An 18,269-nucleotide genomic window follows, 5' to 3' on the forward strand; every position below is an offset into this window, starting at 1 on the left:
GCCTTAGGGTCACTCACACAAGTGCATGAGCGGCGGCACAAACAAAATGGCCCCGGCAAATCTGCCGAGGCCATGGGATCACTCAAGCGCGTGAACTGCTCAGGCGGCGTCGCCACCCTCACCCGCTGCACGCGGCTGCTTGAGGTTGCCGCGATAGATCAGATACGGCTCGGCCTGGCCTTCGATCACGGCATCGTCCACGACCACTTTGCTGACGTGCTCCAGCGACGGCAGCTCGTACATGGTGTCCAGCAAGACCGACTCGAGAATGGTGCGCAGACCGCGTGCACCGGTCTTGCGCTTGAGCGCCTTGCGGGCAATCGCCTGCAGCGCTTCCGGGCGGAACTCCAGTTCCACGCCTTCCATTTCGAACAGCTTCTTGAACTGCTTGGTGACCGCGTTCTTCGGCTCGGTGAGGATCTTCACCAGCGCCGGCTCGTCGAGCTCGTCGAGCGTGGCGACCACCGGCAGGCGGCCGACAAACTCGGGGATCAGGCCGTAGCGCACCAGATCCGACGGCTCCACATCGGCGAGCACCTTGCCCAGGTTTTCCCTGCGCTCCTTGCTGCGCACTTCGGCCGAGAAGCCGATGCCGGTGGAATCCGAACGCTGCTGGATGACCTTCTCCAGACCGGCGAACGCACCGCCGCAAATAAACAGGATGTTCTTGGTGTCCACCTGCAGGAATTCCTGCTGCGGATGCTTGCGACCACCCTGCGGCGGCACCGAAGCCAGCGTGCCTTCGATGAGCTTCAACAGCGCCTGCTGCACGCCTTCGCCGGACACATCGCGGGTGATCGACGGGTTTTCGCTCTTGCGCGAAATCTTGTCGATTTCGTCGATGTACACGATGCCCGACTGCGCCTTGTCGACGTCGTAGTCGCACTTCTGCAGCAGCTTCTGGATGATGTTTTCCACATCCTCGCCCACGTAACCGGCTTCGGTCAGCGTGGTGGCGTCGGCGATGGTGAACGGCACGTTGAGCAGGCGCGCCAGCGTTTCGGCCAGCAGCGTCTTGCCCGAGCCGGTCGGCCCGATCAGCAGGATGTTGGACTTGCCCAGCTCGACATCGTCGCTCTTGGAACGCGACTCCATGCGCTTGTAGTGGTTGTACACAGCCACGGCCAGCGCTTTCTTGGCGCGGGTCTGGCCCACTACGTACTGGTCGAGGGTTTCCATGATCTCGCGGGGCTTGGGCAGCTGGCTGCGCCCGGAGGCGGCCTTTTCCTCAAGCTCTTCGCGGATGATGTCGTTGCACAGCTCTACGCACTCGTCGCAGATGAACACGGAGGGACCCGCGATCAGCTTGCGCACTTCATGCTGGCTCTTGCCGCAGAAGGAGCAGTAGAGAATCTTGCCGCTGTCGTTGGAACGGCCCTGCCGGTCGTCGCTCATGCCTGGATCCTGCTGATAAATCGATTGCGGTTTGAGAATAGCACAGGGTTCCGCGTCTGCAGCGAGACGCGGAACCGCTTGCAAACCTGGTACCAGGAACGTGAAATCAGCTGGATTTCACCGTCTCGACGGCGCGGCGATCGAGGACCTGATCAATAAGGCCATATTCCTTGGCCGCCTCGGCGCTCATGAAGCGGTCGCGCTCCATGTCCCGCTCGATCTTGTCCAGCGGCTGGCCGGTATGCTGAACGTAGATATCGTTCAGGCGGCGGCGCAGGTACAGGATTTCCTGGGCCTGGATCTCGATGTCGGTGGCCTGGCCGCGGGCGCCGCCCGACGGCTGGTGGATCATCACGCGCGAATTGGGCAGGGAATAACGCTTGCCCTTGGCGCCAGCCATCAGCAGCAGCGACGCGGCGCTGCAGGCCTGGCCGATGCACATGGTGCTGACATCGGGCTTGATGAACTGCATGGTGTCGTAGATCGCCAACCCGGCGGTGACGGCACCGCCCGGGCTGTTGATATAGAGATGGATGTCCTTGTCCGGATTTTCGGACTCAAGGAACAGCATCTGCGCGACCAGCAGGTTGGCCACCTGATCGTTCACCTCGCCGACAAGGAAGATCACGCGCTCCTTCAGGAGGCGCGAATAGATGTCGTACGAGCGCTCGCCGCGAGCGGTCTGCTCAACGACGATCGGTACCAGGTTGAGGTTTTGGATCGGGTCCATAGCCATGCGTGTCGCTCTCCGGTGTATTGGCCTGAAGAATGCCTCAGGCGTTGACCGGGCGCATCACCTCGTCGAAGCCAAGATTCTGCACAGTGGTGGAGGCGTGATCCGCCACCCATTCTGCGACCTGGTCTTCCATCACGCGATTCTGCAGCCCAGACATCAATTGGGGGTCGCGATTGTACAGTTCAATGACCTTTTCCGGCTCTTCGTAGGTCGAGGCGATGGCGGCCAGCTGCTCGGCCACGCGGCTGCGGTCGATGACCAGGGACTGCTTGCGGGCGATCTCACCCATCAGCAGACCGGCGATGACGCGCTTGCGGGCAACCGGGGTGGCGGCCTCGATCAGCTGCGGCGGAACCTGCTGGCCGCGCGGGATGCTGTTCTGGGCCAGGGCATGCGCCTCGGACTGCACCATCACGTTCGGCACGTCGATGTCCGGGTGGGCATCGGCAAGCTTTTCAGCCACTTCGGACTTCAGGCGGGCCATCAGGGTGGCCTTGAGCTCGCGCTCGAGATTGGCGCGGACTTCCTTGCGGAACTTCTCCAGGTCGCCATCGTCGATGCCGAACAGGGCAACGAATTCGCCGTTTACTTCCGGCAGCTTCGGCTCCTGCACCTTGATGATCTTGAAGTGGCACTGGGCGGTCTTGCCGGCCAGGTTCTCGTTGCGGAAATCCGCCGGGAAGGCCACTTCGGCGTCGAATTCCTCGTCGGCCTTGCGGCCCGTCAGCACTTCATCGAGCGCCTTGAACAGGGTGCCCGAACCCAGCACGCTGCCGGCGCGCTCCAGGCCTTCGGCCGGGAAGCGGTAGTCATCGGCCTGGGCCGAGTACTCGAACATCACGAAATCGCCTTCGGCCGAGGCGCGCTCGACATCGTCGAAGCTGCGGCGCTGCAGGCGCAGGGTCTCGATCATCTTTTCGATGTCGGCGTCGGTCACTTCGGCGACCGGACGGGTCACGGCGAGCGTGGCGACGTCGATTTCCGGGAATTCCGGCATGATTTCGAAGGTGGCCGTGTAGGCGATTTCACCTTCGACCGGACGACCGGTGGTGTCGATCGACGGGTTGGCGATCGGACGCAGGTTTTCCTGGGCGACGGCTTCGCGCAGCGTGCTGCCGATCAGGTCGGAGAGCACTTCACCGCGCACCTGGTCGCCAAAGCGCTGCTGGATCACTGCAGTGGGCACCTTGCCCGGACGGAAGCCCTTGAGGCGCACGGTGCGACCCATTTCGACGATGCGAGCATTCACCTGCGACTCGAAACGCTCCGCGGGGAATTTCACCGTGAGCTTGCGCTCCAGCTTGCCGACGTTTTCAACCGAAACCTGCATGACGTCTCCTGGTGTACCTGTAAGTGCGCCCGTCAAAGGCGCGTGGCGGCCCGGGGCCGCCTGCAAAAAGAAAAACTCAAGGGATGGTGCGAAAGGAGGGACTCGAACCCTCACGGGGTTACCCGCTGGAACCTAAATCCAGTGCGTCTACCAATTCCGCCACTTTCGCATCAGAACTACTAAGAGGAAGTTTCCGTAAGCATCGGATTTCCAAGGGAATAGACGGGCAAAATGCCCGTACGCCCCGCCCCGCCAGCCTCCGGGCGCTCCGCCCCTAAGTCGATGATTCCCTTACACGAAAGCAGGCCATTTTACGGGTCGCGTGGGGCGCAGCACAAGCGGGCAAGCGCCCTTGCAGAAAGCTCTGATGTGCCGCGTCCCGCGCTGCCTCTAGAGCTCGCGCAGGACGCGGAAGCCGACTCTCCCGCTGCGCACGCTGGCATCGACACCCTGCCGGTAGGCCGAGCGCACCTGTTCGGGCGAGCTGCCCCAGGAACCGCCGCGGACCACACGGGAGCCGCAGCCCGGATTTACCCAGGCGCCACCATCACGCGGCGCGCGAAGATAGCTGTCGTGCCAGCAGTCCTGCACCCACTCCGATACGTTGCCGTCGATGTCATACAGACCAAAGGCGTTGGGCGCGAAACTCATCACCGGGGCCGGGCCCCAGTAGCCGTCCCGATAACCCTGGAACGCATTGCTCCAGCGTCGGCCGCTGGGCGAACGATCTCCCGAGCCGGTGAGATTCTCGACCTTGCCGCTGGGCGTCCCGTCTCCCCACCAGTAACGGGAGGTGGTCCCGGCACGCAGGGCGTATTCGAATTCCGCCTCGCTGGGCAGACGATAGGTTTTGCCGCTGCGCTGGCTCAACCAGTCCACGTAGGCCTTGGCGTCGCTCCACGACACATTGACCACGGGAAGCCGGCTATCGGCATTGCGGCCGGCGTAGTCGTCCTGCCAGCTGGCGCTGGTGTCGTCGCGCATCGCGCCGGTGCCCTCGTCATAGACGCTCGCCCCGCCGAGCTTGATCGAGTCGGGCTGATAACCGCTGGCGCGGACGAATTCGCGGAACTGTCCCACGGTGATCGACGTGCGCGACAGCGCAAAGCCCTTGCCGATGCTGACTTCGTGCTGCGGCGTCTCGGCATCTTCCCGGCCAGCCTCGTTGTCGGGCGCGCCCATCTGGAAGCTGCCGGTGGGAATGACCACCATCGAGGGCGTCTGGCCAGGCATGTCGGCAAACCGGTCGGTGAAGACCTGTCCCGGTTTGTAGCTGGCATACAGGCGCACATTGGTAATGCGCTCGCCAAATTCGTCGAGCCCGGCCAGATCGGGACTGATCGCCTTGGCCTGGTCGGCCAGTTGCTGAGCCATGGTCAGGTTGCCCGAGTCCAGCGCGGACCGCGCCTGCCCAAGCAATCCATTGGCCCGGGCCACGCGCATGGTATCGACGCGCGTATGCACATCGCGCATGGCGGGAGAGTCCGGTGCGATTTGCGCCGCCTCTGTCAGTGCCTGGTCGGCCGCCTTGAAGTCGTTTTGCGCCACCGCCGCCAGGGCGCGGTCGAGTACGGCGCGCTGCACCTGCAGGGTGCCCTGGGCGGCCACGGCGTTGTCCGGATCCAGCTGTTGCACCTGCCGATAGAGCTCCAATGCATTGTTGCCGGGCGGCTGGTCCGCATTGCCTTGCTGCAGCAGCGTGGCCGCCTTGGCCAACAGCGGGCGAACCTGGCTCAGGGTCTTCAGCTTTGCCTGCAGCTGGTTCACGTCGTCGGTGGCGTCGGGAATGAGCTTGAGCGTGTCGAGCAGATCGCTGGCCGCATCCGCATCGCCCACCGCCACGCTCTGGTTGATTTCTGCCACCAGCCGCTCGCGCACTTCAAACAAACCCTGCGCGGCACGGCGGCTGTCGGGCTTGAGCTTGAGCGCCTGCTCATACAAGGCCACGGCACTGTTTTCGTTGCCCGCCAGCTGCCCGGCCTTGAGGGCCTTGTCGGCCTTCGTCATCAACGCCTCCACCTCGGGCGTATCGGCACTGAGCTGTTCGGGCAGGTTGGTGTTCTTCTTGCTGAGTCGCGCCACCACCACATCGGTGGGCGCCAGCGTCAGCGGCGGACCGGCATCCACTTCGGACGGCTCAGGCCGCGTGCTCGTCGCCGGCGCCACAGCCGCCGCCGGGCCCAGGTTCATGGCGCGATGCGTTGCGGTCGCCGACGGCTCAACGTGGAGCACGCGCGGGAAAAAGTGATAGACCAGCGCGAGCGCCAGCACGACGACACCCAGGGCTCCGCCTAGGGCTCGCTGTCGTCGTACGGTTTCCTTGCTCGGCATGTTTGGGCGTCCCTGGGCGGCCTGCTATGGTGGGCGATCTAAACCATAGGCACAAACCGATGTCAGGACAATGCACAGACGCACGTCCCGACTCAGGATCACGCATGCATCAAGAATCTTCCCTGGCGCCCGACGCCGCATGGATCGAGCGTCGCGACGATCTGCAGGCCTGGCTCGCGGATCTGCCAGGCGATGCCGCGCTGGGTTTCGATACCGAGTTCATGCGCCGCAATACCTTTTATCCGCAGCTGGCCCTGGTCCAGCTGGGCTGGAATGGGCGCTACGCGCTGGTCGACCCGGTGGCCTTTGACATGGGCGATGCGCTGCAGCCGCAGATCGGCGGCGGCGATGTGGTGACCGTGATGCACAGCGCCAGCGAAGACCTGGAGGCCTTGTCGCCGTTCCTGCCGCATGGTCCGCGCCAGCTGTTCGATACCCAGATTGCGGCAGCCTTCGTCGGCATGGGCCTGGGCATCAGCTATCGCGCCCTGGTGGCCGAGTTGACCGGCGCCGAGCTCGACAAGGGCGAAACGCGTTCGGACTGGCTGCAGCGTCCGCTGACCCAATCGCAACGCGCCTATGCCACCCTGGACGTGGTCTATCTCAAGCCAGTGCACGAACAGCTGGCCGAGCGACTCATCCAGCGCGACCGAACGGCATGGCATGCCGAAGACTGCGAGCGACTCAAGCAACGCGCCTGCTATCGCGAAGGCGATCCCCAGCCGCAGCGTGGTTTTCGCAGTGCCTCGGACTGGCGCCCCGACCAGCGCGCCCTGCTCCGCCGCATCCTGTTGTGGCGCGACCAGTCCGCGCGCACGCTCGATCGCCCGCGCCCCTGGCTGCTTGAGGACGCCGCCGCCATGAGCCTGGTGCAACAACTACCGCACTCTGCTGCCGAACTCGACAGCCGCACGCGCGGCCAGCGCGCGCTGCGCTCGCCGCAACGCACCGAACTGCTGGAGCTGCTGCTGCGCCCGGTGGACGAGAACGAAATCGCGGCGACCGCAACCATTCCCGAATCGCCGCAGGGGGAAGCAAAACGTGCCCTGCCCGCCATGAAGGACTGCGTGGACAAGGCCGCCAGCGAGCTGGACCTGCCCCCGGGCCTGCTGTGTCCGCGCAAGGTGCTCGAGGAATACGTGGTGACTGCGCAGTGGCCCGAATTCCTCGAGGGCTGGCGTCGCCAGATCCTTCTCGAACCGCTCAGCGCCCTGCTCCCGTAAGGTCCTGGCAGGGGCTTGGCGAACCCCAAACGGCGCTGCTACTATCTTCCGCTCGTGTGGGGCCATAGCTCAGCTGGGAGAGCGCGTCGTTCGCAATGACGAGGTCGGGAGTTCGATCCTCCCTGGCTCCACCAATCTCTACAAAACAACAGCGCTTTATGCCACTCGGCGTAAAGCGCTGTTTTGTTTTGGGACGCCGTGAAGTCGCCAGGCGCCGGACAAGGCCGCTCGACCAAGGCGATTTGCGCATAAACGAAGGGGTATGCAGCCGTCGTGATCTGCACGACAGCCCATACCCCAATCGTCACGCTATGCAACCAGCGCGGTTAGCGCCGATGACGCGTGTTCGGTGCGAGAGGACGACCCGGCGCCAGGCCGGGATGACTGGCTTCGCGCGCAAACCGCTGCGTGGTTTGATAGCTGAGCTTCTTGTCACTCGATTCCCGCTTGACTGAAGTTCCACTGTAGACGTCGTGGATACGGGCCAGAGAGAGCGGCTCAGTAGGTTGCTTCATGAGAATTCCTTGGAAGGTGACGGATGCATGCCCACCAGCCGAGGCTGGGCACAACGATGACTGCATAAGGAACCAATCAGCGACGACTTAGTGCAGGCAGTGATACCAAAGAGCCTCAATTCCCGTCCGTGTTGCACATACTCTGGCGTCCCTGACGGAGACAAAGCCTTCTTTAAGCAGGCAGCGGAGATCGCAAAGACCACCGGTAGCCCTCAATGGCAACGGACAGGCCGTCGCCACATGACGCAACAACGTCCATTGCCCGGAGGTCAGGATCTTGCGGGGGTTCATCATGCGAATCCCTCACCCGGAGTGGCCTAGGAACACATCGCACCCGCGGTGCGCTTCGGATGTTCCATGACCCCTCCGACCATACTCTCTGTTGGGCGATCGATTGTTAGGTTTTCCGGCACCCTGCAGGCGAGGCGCTAGACGCCGGCCCTGCATGCCCCGCTGTTCGTAACCCTCAACTAACGGCGATGCGCGCAGATTCGAACGGCAGAAGAGCGACACAGGGTGCGCTCGGCGCCGCCGAGAGAGACGTTTCTCTGCCTCCCATGCCCGATGGCGGAGGCCAGGCCATGAACCAGTCACGTCAACAATTGCGTCAAACGATGAGTCGGCTCGACGCATCGATCACCATGCTGCATGCGTCGCACCCCACCGACGCGGACTTCTTTCAATCGACGGAATGCATTTTTTCCGACGTGCTTGCACATTCCTGTGCCGAGGATACGGACTGGCTGCTGGGCACCATCGACTGGATTTGCACCCAACATGGCATGCCTTATCCGGCGAGCTGACGAGCGCGGCAAACATTGAGTGCGCATGGCCAAGAACGGTGCGCAGGCTCGCTTCCCGCCGCAAAACGGCGCATTTACAAGCGATGCAAGTGAACGCGCAGTCATTATTCATTTGCTTTTTCAAGCCCTGCCCCCTACTGTGAGCGGGCTGAGTTTCAAGGGTCACCATAAATGTGGCCCGATGCTGTAGATTGAAGTTACCTACACCGTTGTACCCGTTTCCGCCTTGTGACCAGCTTTTTCGCCGCTCTGCGGCTTCATTCGTTTCAAGGAAAAAATCATGTCTCAGGTAGAAACCGGTACGGTCAAGTGGTTCAACGATGCCAAGGGCTTCGGCTTCATCAGCCGTTCGAGCGGTGAGGACGTGTTCGTCCACTTCCGCGCGATCCAGTCGCAGGGCTTCAAGAGCCTGCAGGAAGGCCAGAACGTGTCGTTCATCGTGACCCAGGGCCAGCGTGGCCTGCAGGCCGAGAACGTGCAGATCGTCTGATCTAGCCGTCCGACCAAGAAAAAGCCCGGCCTTGAGCCGGGTTTTTTTTGGCCTTTTTTCGGATGACTCAGCTGGGCAAGGCTGTGGCGAGTCATCGGCTGCATCTGTCAAATGCAGCCGCCAGCAAACCAACTCAAGCGAGTTAACGCTTCTCGGGCACCGCGACGTCTTTCGCTGCCTTTTTCTTGGCCAGCTTTTCGTCCTGCAGCTTCTTCTTTGCAATTTCGCGCTGACGCTTTTCGAAGGAATAGTTCGGCTTTGGCAAGGGAGTCCTCGTGTGTATCAAGTGGGAAGGATGACGAGCGCACAAACTGCACCGTCGACTCGTACGTACTACTGAAGCGCCAGATCGACGCTCGCGACCGGCAGCAAAGTCAGGCGACTTTGCCTACGATGGAAGCTTGCGCCTGCTCGGCAGCCAAAGCACGCTCTTCGGCATACTCGGTGCGAACGGCCTTGCAATAAGGTCCATTCATCACGAAGCGGCGACAGATGGACGGACGGCTCTCGTAAATGCCGCAATTCATCTTCGTGCTGTTGATCGCGACGCACCAGCCGTCCTCATCGTGCTTCATCACATGCAAGCCGCTGGGCAATTGCGTGGTGAGATGCGAGGGAATCTTGTCTTCGGGTTGCAGCACGACGGTGAGTCGGCAGCACACCGCGTCGCAGGTCGAGCAACCGGATGCCTTCCTGGGAGGGAGTTGCGATGCGGTCATGCGCGCACCACCTGGTTGGCGCTGGTGTCGCCGACAGCGTGCGATCGATAGCCCTGCTCCCTGACGGGAACATGGTCGTGAAGCGTGCAATTGCCTGGCATGGATGCTCCCAGGGGCGTCCCCGCAACAACGGGGCACAAGTGAAAGGGAGCGAAGCGTGCGGTCTTGAGAACGCCGCACATCACTCGCGAAGCGAGGAAGTACTTGCGGCGCCATGTTACACCATGGTGGCGAGGCAAATGTGATGGCGCGGAAGGCATCCGTGCGTGAGACGACGTTGCGTGCTCCAGCGCGCCGTCGCTGCAACCGCGATCGCTCGCGTCGATCAATTCACCAGGGGCGGATCGCTCACTTCGACACGACGCACACTCAACGCCGTGCCTGCGGCCGCCACGATGATCGCAACGATGGCGAGCCATTGCAGGATGGTGAGTCGCTCACCCAGCAGCGCGACACCGGCCACCGCCGCGATGGCCGGCTCCAGACTCAGCAAGGTGCTGAAGGTGCGCGCGGGCAATCGCGTCAACGCGATCATCTCCAGCGAATACGGCAGCGCCGAACTGAGCAAGGCCACGCCCAGCGCGTAAGGCAACAAGGCGGGCGACAACAGTGCGCTGCCGGCATGGGCAACGCCAAATGGAATGGCCAGCAAGGCGCCCATCGAGGTACCCCACGTGACCGCGTCGGCGCCGTGCGCATCACCTGCCCTCTTGCCGAACACGATGTACAGCGCCCAGCCCAGGCCCGCGGCGAGCGCGTACATCACGCCGATGGGATCCAGCGCTTTCGACGTGGCCTGCAATGGCAGCAGCAAGGCCAGGCCGACGACGACCAGTGCAATCCACAGGAAATCGATCAGGCGGCGCGAATGAAACAACGCCAGTGCCAGCGGACCGGTGAACTCCAGCGCTACGGCAATGCCGAGCGGGATCGTGCGCAGCGACATGTAGAAGACCAGGTTCATGGCGCCCATCGAGAGCCCATAGGCCCACAAGGCGCCCCAGTTCGGCCGATGCCCCAGCCGACGCCACGGACGGCGCCACAGCAGTAGGATCAGCGCACTCAGGCCCAGTCGGTACGCGGTCGCGCCCTGTGCTCCCACTACGGGAAACAGATGCTTGGCCAGCGAGGCACCGCATTGGTACGAGACCATGCTGATCATCAACACGCCGATCGCCAGGGCGAGCGGGCCAACTGCGGAACGTGGGGACATGGGGCCGTTGCCATCAAACGATGTCGACATGATGCCTGCAGGCTCCTGCGATGCCCACCATGCACATCGGCCCATCGATCTCATTGCTGACAGCAGGCGTCAGCAATCTCGGGGACGATGGTTCGGGCGCGATATCGAAAGAGCTTGCGCATTCACTGACTGCAAGGAAAACGACAGCGAGATAGCCCTTGATGTCACGCGTGGAGAGCACACTTTCGGCACTGCACGCCGAAGAAAATCGTCGCCACAGTGTTCGCCATTCGCCGTCCCCTGGAGATTTGTTTGTCATGACACCGCAGGAACAACAGCTACTCGATGATTTCCTTCAGCGCCTTGCCGCCGCCGGCAGCGTGGCGAAGGACCCGCAGGCCGATGCGCTGATTCGCCAGCGCCTGGCGTCCCAGCCTGATGCGCTGTATCTGCTGGTGCAGCGCAGTCTGTTGCAGCAACAGGCGCTCGATGCCGCCAAGGCGCAGATCTCCCAGCTTCAGGCCCAACTCGCCTCGCAGCAGGGCGGCGGCAGTTTCCTGGGCGGCCAGCCGTCGTCGGCCTGGGGCGCCGTGCCTCCGCCGGTGCCGCCGCAACAGCCGATGCCGCCGCAGGCTGCTCCGAGCTGGCGCGATCGTCTCTTCGGCGGCGCACCGGCCCAGCCCGCGCCCGCCGCGCCCAGTTTCCTGTCGCAGGCAGCGACCACTGCTGCCGGTGTTGCTGGCGGCATGTTCCTTTTCGACGGTATCGAAAGCCTGCTGGGCGGCCACCACGGCGGTGGCGGCTTCTTCGGTGGCGGCGGTCAGCCGACCGTGATCGAGAACATCACCGAGAACAACACCTATAACGACGGCAACAACGATCGCCTGAGCGACAACCGTGATCGCGACGACTTTGCGTCGAACGACTTCACGCCGTCCAACGATTTCGATGACGGCAACGACGGTGGCTTCGACGACAACGGCTGGGCCTGAGCCTCGGCGTTGACGTCCATGAACGTAGGGAGCGCAGCCGGTCGTCGACTGGCTGCGCTCTACACCGCGTCTGTCTGGCTCAGTTTGCGCAGTTCCACGTGGCGTGACTGGCTCAACTCTTCACGCAATGCTTCGACGAAGTACCCCGGCGCCGTGGCAAGCACGCGCTGCAGCAGATCGCAGGCCTCGTCAATGCGCCCCTGTTCGGCCAGCACGGATGCCCAGCTGCACTGTCCTCTGTAGTCGCCCTTTTCGGCAGAGCGACGATACAACTCGCGGGCGCGCTCTGCGTCGGGCGCGGTCTCCCAGCCGTGTTCGTGATACTGACCGAGAAAATGCATGGCGCGACCGTGCCCGGCCTCGGCAGCCCGCGTAAACCACTCGAAGGCAGCGGCACGATCCGCGCGAATACCGCGACCGTTCGCCAGTAGKTGGGCGTAGTTGTACATGCCCCAGTCCAAGCCGTGTTCCGCCGATTCGCGGTACCACACGGCAGCCAATTCATAATCGGCACCGCCGCCCCAGCCGTTTTCCAGGCAGCGGCCCAGCATGTTCATCGCCATCGCTTCGCCTTGATGGGCGGCATGCTGGAACCAGTAACGCGCTTCGGCACCATTGCGTTCGCAGCCGATGCCTTCCAGATACATCTGCCCGAGCGCCAGTTGCGATGCGCGGTCGCCTGCGAGCGCCTGCACGCGCAGCATGGCGAAAGCGCGCGCGGGGTCGCACCTCAGCAGCTGTGGAAATTCATCGGTGGCACCGCCCTGTCGGTGACTCATTGGTGTGACCACGTACGCAGCAGATTGTTGTAGATGCTTTGGGCGAGCGCACCGGCATTGAGCATTTCGGGGAGGTGAAGCTGCATCGTGTTTCCCTGATCTCAACTTGCCGGACGCGCCCGATCACGATCAGCATGACCGTATCAGAAACTGGCATTTGCTGTGCGCAGGCCGACCCGTGCCGCAGCCACCGACGCGCAGAGTGCGCGTCGCAAGCCTTTTCGTTGTCGTCATGGTTCGCAAGGACCTGCGCGCTCAATGGATGAAGCGGTCGAAGCACTCGAACTCGCCGCGGAGAGTTTCCCTCGATGTCGCATGGCTGCATCCGGGAATGATCGTCTCGAGATCGCGGGTGTTGCAGCCATCGCCGACGTCGTGCTTCAGCGGCGCCAACGCCATGCCCCGGGAGCTGGCCATAAGGTGGATGGACGGCCTGGCCGGGAAGGCCACCAGACTCCTGGAGGTCGTGCCCGGTCCTTCGCACAGTCGAACGCCGGCTCCCAGAGGCCAGCCGGCCGTACCACCGACGGGTCGAGGACAACGAGCGACGCACCCCGTTTGGCGTCAGGCACGATCGTGCCTTCACGTTAACAAGACTGTGAATCATTCGCAATATCCTGCAAGAGTCTGCCGCATCACCCTCCGGTCACCCGCCTTGGCGGCCTTCCTTCCCTCGTGGCATCAGTCAGCACAAACGCATCGAGTGCGCCGGTTCACATCGGCACATACGCCATCCGATAAGCATCCTCTGGCCTAGCGGAAAACCACAGCGACCCTGTTAGCCTTTCGCCGCCTGCAGCGGTTCGTGCAACCACACCTGCCGCTGAGCGCATGCATCAACACAGGGGGCTGCACGTTCGTTCTCTAACGGGTGATCCATCGGATAACCTGCGGGTCGAATCAACGCCTCGCCAACGGACAGCGGAACAACGGCATGCAAAATCTGGAAGACACCAAGCTCGCCATTATTGGACTCGGCTATGTGGGCCTGCCGCTGGCAGTGGAATTTGGCAAGCATTACGACACCGTAGGCTTTGACATCAACCAACGCCGCATCGATGAGCTGAGCGCCGGCATCGACCACACGCTGGAAGTGAACCGCGAGGAGCTGGCGCAGTCGCCACGACTTCGCTTCAGCTCGCAGCTGGCGGACCTCGCCCACTGCAATGTCTACATTGTCACGGTGCCCACGCCGATCGATTCGGCCAAGCGACCGGATCTGACGCCGCTGATCCGCGCCAGCGAGACCCTGGCCAAGGTGCTCAAACGCGGCGACATCGTGGTGTACGAATCCACCGTGTATCCGGGCTGCACCGAGGAAGTCTGCGTGCCGCTGCTGGCCAAAGGCTCCGGCCTGGTGTTCAACCAGGACTTCTTTGCGGGCTACAGCCCGGAGCGCATCAATCCGGGCGACAAGCAGCACCGCGTGACCAGCATCCTCAAGGTCACCTCCGGTTCCACGCCGGAAACCGCTGATTTCGTCGATCGCCTGTACGGTTCGATCATCACCGCCGGCACCCACAAGGCCAGCTCGCTCAAGGTGGCCGAGGCGGCCAAGGTAATCGAGAACACGCAGCGCGACCTCAACATCGCGCTGGTCAACGACTTGTCGATCCTGTTCAACAAGCTGGGCATCGACACGTTGGAAGTGCTGCAGGCCGCTGGCACCAAGTGGAACTTCCTGCCGTTCCGCCCGGGCCTGGTGGGCGGCCACTGCATCAGCGTCGATCCCTACTACCTCACGCACAAGGCACAGGAAGTCGGCCATCATCCGGACGTGATCCTGGCCGGCCGCCGCACCAACGACAGCATGGGCCCCTATGTGGCCAGCGAAGTGATACGCCTGATGGTGCGCAAAGGCATCAATCCGGTGCGCGCGCGCATCCTGGTGCTCGGCCTCGCCTTCAAGGAGAACTGCCCTGACCTGCGCAACACGCGCGTGGTCGATATCGTGCATGCCTTGCGCGGCTATAACGCCGATGTCGACGTGCACGATCCCTGGGTCAATGTGGCTGAGGCAGAACACGAATACGCGCTCAAACCTATCGAAGCACCGAATAACGGCGACTACGACGCGGTAATCATTGCTGTGGGCCATCGTCAGTTCACGGCCCTGGGCGCCACCGGCATCCGCGCATTCGGCAAGTCGTCGTCGGTGGTGTATGACGTGAAGTACGTGCTGCCGCGTGAAGCGGTCGACGGCCGTCTCTAAGGAACTGCATCATGAAAGTGCTGGTTACAGGTACAGCGGGCTTTATCGGATCCCATGTCGCACAGCGTCTGCTGGAGCGCGGCGACGAGGTGGTGGGCCTGGACAACCTCAACGACTACTACGACGTCACGCTGAAGAAGGCGCGACTCGCCCGCTTTGCCGATCATCCAGGCTATACCCATATCCAGGCCGATCTGGCCGATCGCGCGGCGATGGAGCAGGCCTTCGCCGTGCACCGGCCGCAACGCGTGGTCCATCTGGCCGCGCAGGCCGGCGTGCGCTATGCGGCGGAGAATCCGCACGTCTACATCAGCAGCAACGTCACCGGTTTTCTGCACGTTCTGGAAGGCTGCCGCCATCACGGCGTGGAGCATCTGGTATTCGCTTCCACCAGTTCGGTGTACGGCGCCAATACGGCCATGCCGTTCTCCGAGCACAAGTCGGCCGAGCATCCGTTGACGCTCTATGCCGCCAGCAAGAAAGCGAACGAGCAGATGGCGCACAGTTATGCGCATCTGTATGGCATACCAAGCACCGGACTGCGCTTTTTCACGGTGTACGGGCCGTGGGGCCGACCGGACATGGCGTTGTTTCTCTTCACGCGCGCCATCCTTGCCGGCGAGCCGATCCGCGTGTTCAACCACGGCAGGCACAAGCGCAGCTTCACCTATGTGGACGACATCGTCGAAGGCGTGATCCGTACGCTGGACAAGGTGCCGCCGATCGACGAGCACTGGGACAGCAACCAGCCCGATCCGGCCACCAGCGGCGTCGCGCCGTATCGCCTGTTCAACATCGGCAACGAACGTCCGGTCGAACTGCTGCAGTACATCGAAGTGCTCGAATCATGCCTCGGCCGCAAGGCCATCATGGAGATGCTTCCGCTGCAGCCGGGCGACGTTCCTGACACCGAAGCCGATGTAACGGACCTGATACAGACCGTTGGCTATAGGCCGCAGGTGTCGGTAGAAACTGGGGTCGCCAACTTTGTACGCTGGTACCGCGAGTACTATCGCGTGTGATCGACTAAGGCCGCCAACAGTCCGGAGCGACTGCGCGTTGCGCCACGGACCAGATCCACGAATAACACTGTTGTGAAGAACGTGGATTCCTAGGGGGTTGGTGTGATCATCGACTACTTGAGCGACGTGCATCCCGAGGATGTCGAAGCCGACCTGTGCATCGTCGGCGCCGGCGCTGCGGGCATCGCCATTGCTCACAGTTTCATTGGGACGTCCGTACGGGTCTGCCTGCTCGAGAGTGGCGGCATGGGCGCGGAACAGCGCAACCAGGCCTTGTACGAGGGCAGCTCGGCCGGCCATGTCGACTTCGATCCCAGCACCTCGCGCATGCGGGTATTCGGTGGAAGTTGCAATCTGTGGGGCGGCGGCTGCATCACGCTGAGCAGCGATGATCTCAAGCCACGCGACTGGGTGCCCGATAGCGGCTGGCCGATCGGCTACGACGAACTCGAACCGTATTACGCACGCGCCCTCTCCTTCTGCCAGCTTGGCGACATCGGCTTTACCGAGGGCACATTCACAGCACCCACCGCGCGGCCGGTGCTGCCTTTCGACGACGACAAGCTGGTCAACCAGCTGTTTGCGCGCAGCGGCATCCTGTTTGGCGATGCCTACCGCGACGTGCTCGACGACGCGCCGAACATCCTGGTGCTGCTGCACGCCAACCTGATGGAGCTCCTGCCATCGCAGGATGGCGCGCGTGTGCGGGAAGCGGCCATCGGTTCGCTAGGGGGGCATCGCAGCAAAGTGCGGGCCCGCCACTACGTGCTCGCCTCCGGCGGTATTGAGAACGCGCGCCTGCTGTTGCTTTCCAACTCGGTGGTGCCCGAAGGCCTGGGCAACCAGCGCGACGTGGTCGGCCGCTATTTCATGGATCATCCCAGCGGCACGCTGGGCACGCTCACGGCCAAGCAGTCGCACCGCGTCACCGCACCCTACGAACGCCTGCACGGCAAGAACGCTCCCATGGCATTTCCGGAGATCGCGCTGTCGCCCGACTACCAACGATCTCAACGCGTACTCAATGGCCGCGTGCATCCGTTCGGTGTGGAAGGCCCGCTGCCGCGAGGTATCCGCGCCCTGCGGGAGCTGCGTTCCATCAAGCGCAAGCCGATGCAGGACGAAAACGCGCAACTGGAGGCCCTGCTGTCCTCGGCGCTGCGCAATGCGCCGGCATCGGAAGTGGTCGCCGCGCCAAACAACATCGGCCTTACGGCCTTGAAGCTGGGCCTGGGCATCGGCGACATCGCCAAGGCGGTGGTCCACAAGCTGACCGACCGTCCGGCGGTGCGCAACAGCCACGTCGAACTGGTCGGCTATTTCGAGCAGGCCCCCAATCGCGACAGCCGCATCACGCTGGGCGAGGAGACCGACGCCCTGGGACAGCGCAAAGTCTGCGTGGATTGGCGACTTACGCCGCTGGACCTCCATACCTATCGCACGTCGGCCAGCTTGTTCGGCAACGAACTGGCACGTCTGTGCAACGGCCATTTCGAACTGGCGCCCTGGCTCGCCGACCAGCACACCACGCCCGAAGTGCATGGGACGGCGCATCACATCGGCAGCACGCGGATGTCCGACGACCCAGGCAAGGGTGTAGTCAATCGGGACTGCAAAGTGCATGGCATGGACAACCTGCACATCGCGGGAAGCTCGGTCTTCCCCACCGGGGGCTGGGCCTTTCCCACCTTCACCATCGTGGCCCTCAGCCTCAGGCTTGCGGACGAGCTGCGAGCACTGCTGATGGCCGGCATCCTCTAAGGAAAGAGACAACGGAATGCACGCGACCATGCTTCGCCAGGCCACCTTTTCGCGCTTCACGCACCGCGTCGCGGCCTCGCTGCGCGCCTGCCGCTTCGCGCCGCCGAGTGCGGACGAGGCACGCGTCATCGTGTTCGACAGCGCCCCGTGGTGGCAGCTGCGCAACGAGGCAGCCAGTCTGCTGTCGCCTCCGGAAGCTGCGCGCGCCGTGCGCTTTCGCCACGCGCTGGACCAGGACACCTACACCATCGCGCATGCCTACTGGCGGGTGGCGCTAGGCATCACGCTGAACATCGATCCCGCGCTGGTGGAGCTGTCGCGCTCACCCAACGGGCAGCCCTTGCTGCCCGGCACCGGCCTGGTGACCAGCCTCAGTCACAGCGGCACCATGGTGGCGGTGGCGATCGCGCAAGGCGCAGCGGTCGGGGTGGATATCGAAGGATTCCCGCCGCGCACCAACCTCCATGACATCGCCGGCGTGCTGTGCACCCCGGCGGAAGCGGCGGCGATCGCCACACTGGACGGTGAGGCGCGCACGCGGGCACTGCTCGAACTGTGGACGCGCAAGGAAGCTCTGCTCAAGGCATTTGGGGTAGGTCTGCGCGTGCCACCGTCCTCGATCGACGCCGCCATCGGCGTCGGCATCGCGCCGCCCATCGGCATGACGGACGTGCCGCCCTGCCGTCTCTCTCCCTTGGCTATGCCGGTTGGCTGGGTGGGTGCACTCGCGCTCGCCGACGACATTGCACGCCATTCGTTGCACCAGGTCTGACTGCAG

18 protein-coding genes and 2 tRNA genes are annotated in these 18,269 nt (G+C 63.3%); 9 read left to right on the forward strand and 11 right to left on the reverse strand.

From position 1 onward, the window contains the following. Positions 1-99 precede the first annotated feature (99 nt). From clpX to AB4Y82_RS09545, 5 genes are all read right to left on the reverse strand, one after another. Complete coding sequence (clpX, locus tag AB4Y82_RS09525) at positions 100-1,395, reverse strand: ATP-dependent Clp protease ATP-binding subunit ClpX (RefSeq protein ID WP_441603214.1); 1,296 nt, start codon at positions 1,393-1,395, stop codon at positions 100-102. A 106-nt stretch (positions 1,396-1,501) separates the two neighbouring features. Continuing rightward, entirely contained in the window at positions 1,502-2,131 is a 630-nt protein-coding gene (clpP, locus tag AB4Y82_RS09530; RefSeq protein ID WP_441603213.1) for an ATP-dependent Clp endopeptidase proteolytic subunit ClpP, read from the reverse strand. A gap of 37 nt (positions 2,132-2,168) precedes the next feature. Continuing rightward, a complete protein-coding gene (gene tig / locus AB4Y82_RS09535; RefSeq protein WP_441603212.1) occupies positions 2,169-3,461 on the reverse strand; it encodes a trigger factor in 1,293 nt (430 codons plus the stop codon). 84 nt (positions 3,462-3,545) lie between these two features. Continuing rightward, a tRNA-Leu gene (locus AB4Y82_RS09540) sits at positions 3,546-3,630 on the reverse strand. Between the two features lie 221 nt (positions 3,631-3,851). Next, positions 3,852-5,792, reverse strand: coding sequence for an SUMF1/EgtB/PvdO family nonheme iron enzyme (locus AB4Y82_RS09545; protein WP_441603211.1), 1,941 nt, complete (start codon positions 5,790-5,792; stop codon positions 3,852-3,854). A 104-nt stretch (positions 5,793-5,896) separates the two neighbouring features. Between AB4Y82_RS09545 and rnd the strand changes: the two genes are divergently transcribed. Further along, positions 5,897-7,015, forward strand: a complete 1,119-nt coding sequence (gene rnd, locus AB4Y82_RS09550) for a ribonuclease D (protein ID WP_441603210.1) — start codon at positions 5,897-5,899, stop codon at positions 7,013-7,015. Positions 7,016-7,073: 58 nt separating this feature from the next. Further along, positions 7,074-7,149: transfer RNA gene (locus AB4Y82_RS09555), tRNA-Ala, on the forward strand. A gap of 192 nt (positions 7,150-7,341) precedes the next feature. Here AB4Y82_RS09555 and AB4Y82_RS09560 read toward each other — a convergent pair. After that, entirely contained in the window at positions 7,342-7,530 is a 189-nt protein-coding gene (locus AB4Y82_RS09560; RefSeq protein WP_441603209.1) for a hypothetical protein, read from the reverse strand. 581 nt (positions 7,531-8,111) lie between these two features. On the opposite strand from AB4Y82_RS09560, the gene AB4Y82_RS09565 reads away from it, so the two are divergent. Continuing rightward, positions 8,112-8,333, forward strand: coding sequence for a hypothetical protein (locus AB4Y82_RS09565; protein ID WP_441603208.1), 222 nt, complete (start codon positions 8,112-8,114; stop codon positions 8,331-8,333). Between the two features lie 280 nt (positions 8,334-8,613). Next, positions 8,614-8,823, forward strand: a complete 210-nt coding sequence (locus AB4Y82_RS09570; RefSeq protein WP_121879590.1) for a cold-shock protein — start codon at positions 8,614-8,616, stop codon at positions 8,821-8,823. A gap of 142 nt (positions 8,824-8,965) precedes the next feature. Here the strand turns inward: AB4Y82_RS09570 and AB4Y82_RS09575 are convergent, their stop codons facing one another. The 3 genes from AB4Y82_RS09575 to AB4Y82_RS09585 all read right to left on the reverse strand — a co-directional run bounded on the left by AB4Y82_RS09575 (position 8,966) and on the right by AB4Y82_RS09585 (position 10,755). Further along, on the reverse strand, positions 8,966-9,088 hold the full coding sequence (locus AB4Y82_RS09575; RefSeq protein ID WP_441603207.1) for a hypothetical protein: 123 nt from the start codon (positions 9,086-9,088) through the stop codon (positions 8,966-8,968). A gap of 109 nt (positions 9,089-9,197) precedes the next feature. Beyond that, positions 9,198-9,542 (reverse strand): YkgJ family cysteine cluster protein, encoded by a 345-nt coding sequence (locus AB4Y82_RS09580; protein ID WP_441603206.1) that lies wholly within the window; start codon positions 9,540-9,542, stop codon positions 9,198-9,200. A 325-nt stretch (positions 9,543-9,867) separates the two neighbouring features. Next, the gene (locus tag AB4Y82_RS09585; protein ID WP_441603205.1) at positions 9,868-10,755 is read right to left on the reverse strand and encodes an EamA family transporter; all 888 of its coding nucleotides are present in this window, start codon (positions 10,753-10,755) and stop codon (positions 9,868-9,870) included. A gap of 287 nt (positions 10,756-11,042) precedes the next feature. Between AB4Y82_RS09585 and AB4Y82_RS09590 the strand changes: the two genes are divergently transcribed. Continuing rightward, entirely contained in the window at positions 11,043-11,717 is a 675-nt protein-coding gene (locus AB4Y82_RS09590; protein ID WP_441603204.1) for a DUF2076 family protein, read from the forward strand. 59 nt (positions 11,718-11,776) lie between these two features. Here the strand turns inward: AB4Y82_RS09590 and AB4Y82_RS09595 are convergent, their stop codons facing one another. Next, positions 11,777-12,496, reverse strand: a complete 720-nt coding sequence (locus tag AB4Y82_RS09595; RefSeq protein ID WP_441611253.1) for a tetratricopeptide repeat protein — start codon at positions 12,494-12,496, stop codon at positions 11,777-11,779. Between the two features lie 255 nt (positions 12,497-12,751). Beyond that, complete coding sequence (locus AB4Y82_RS09600; protein ID WP_441603202.1) at positions 12,752-12,946, reverse strand: hypothetical protein; 195 nt, start codon at positions 12,944-12,946, stop codon at positions 12,752-12,754. Positions 12,947-13,430: 484 nt separating this feature from the next. Here AB4Y82_RS09600 and tviB point away from each other — a divergent pair, with 484 nt between their 5' ends. From tviB to AB4Y82_RS09620, 4 genes are all read left to right on the forward strand, one after another. Continuing rightward, entirely contained in the window at positions 13,431-14,708 is a 1,278-nt protein-coding gene (gene tviB, locus AB4Y82_RS09605) for a Vi polysaccharide biosynthesis UDP-N-acetylglucosamine C-6 dehydrogenase TviB (RefSeq protein ID WP_441603201.1), read from the forward strand. Positions 14,709-14,719: 11 nt separating this feature from the next. Beyond that, positions 14,720-15,730: an NAD-dependent epimerase gene (locus AB4Y82_RS09610; protein WP_441603200.1), complete on the forward strand. Its 1,011-nt coding sequence runs from the start codon at positions 14,720-14,722 to the stop codon at positions 15,728-15,730. 102 nt (positions 15,731-15,832) lie between these two features. Continuing rightward, positions 15,833-17,491, forward strand: a complete 1,659-nt coding sequence (locus AB4Y82_RS09615; protein ID WP_441603199.1) for a GMC oxidoreductase — start codon at positions 15,833-15,835, stop codon at positions 17,489-17,491. 16 nt (positions 17,492-17,507) lie between these two features. Then, a complete protein-coding gene (locus tag AB4Y82_RS09620; RefSeq protein ID WP_441603198.1) occupies positions 17,508-18,263 on the forward strand; it encodes a 4'-phosphopantetheinyl transferase family protein in 756 nt (251 codons plus the stop codon). Positions 18,264-18,269 lie beyond the last annotated feature (6 nt).

It is taken from the genome of Dyella sp. 2YAF14, from assembly GCF_052114725.1.
In the GTDB taxonomy this organism is placed as follows: domain Bacteria; phylum Pseudomonadota; class Gammaproteobacteria; order Xanthomonadales; family Rhodanobacteraceae; genus Dyella.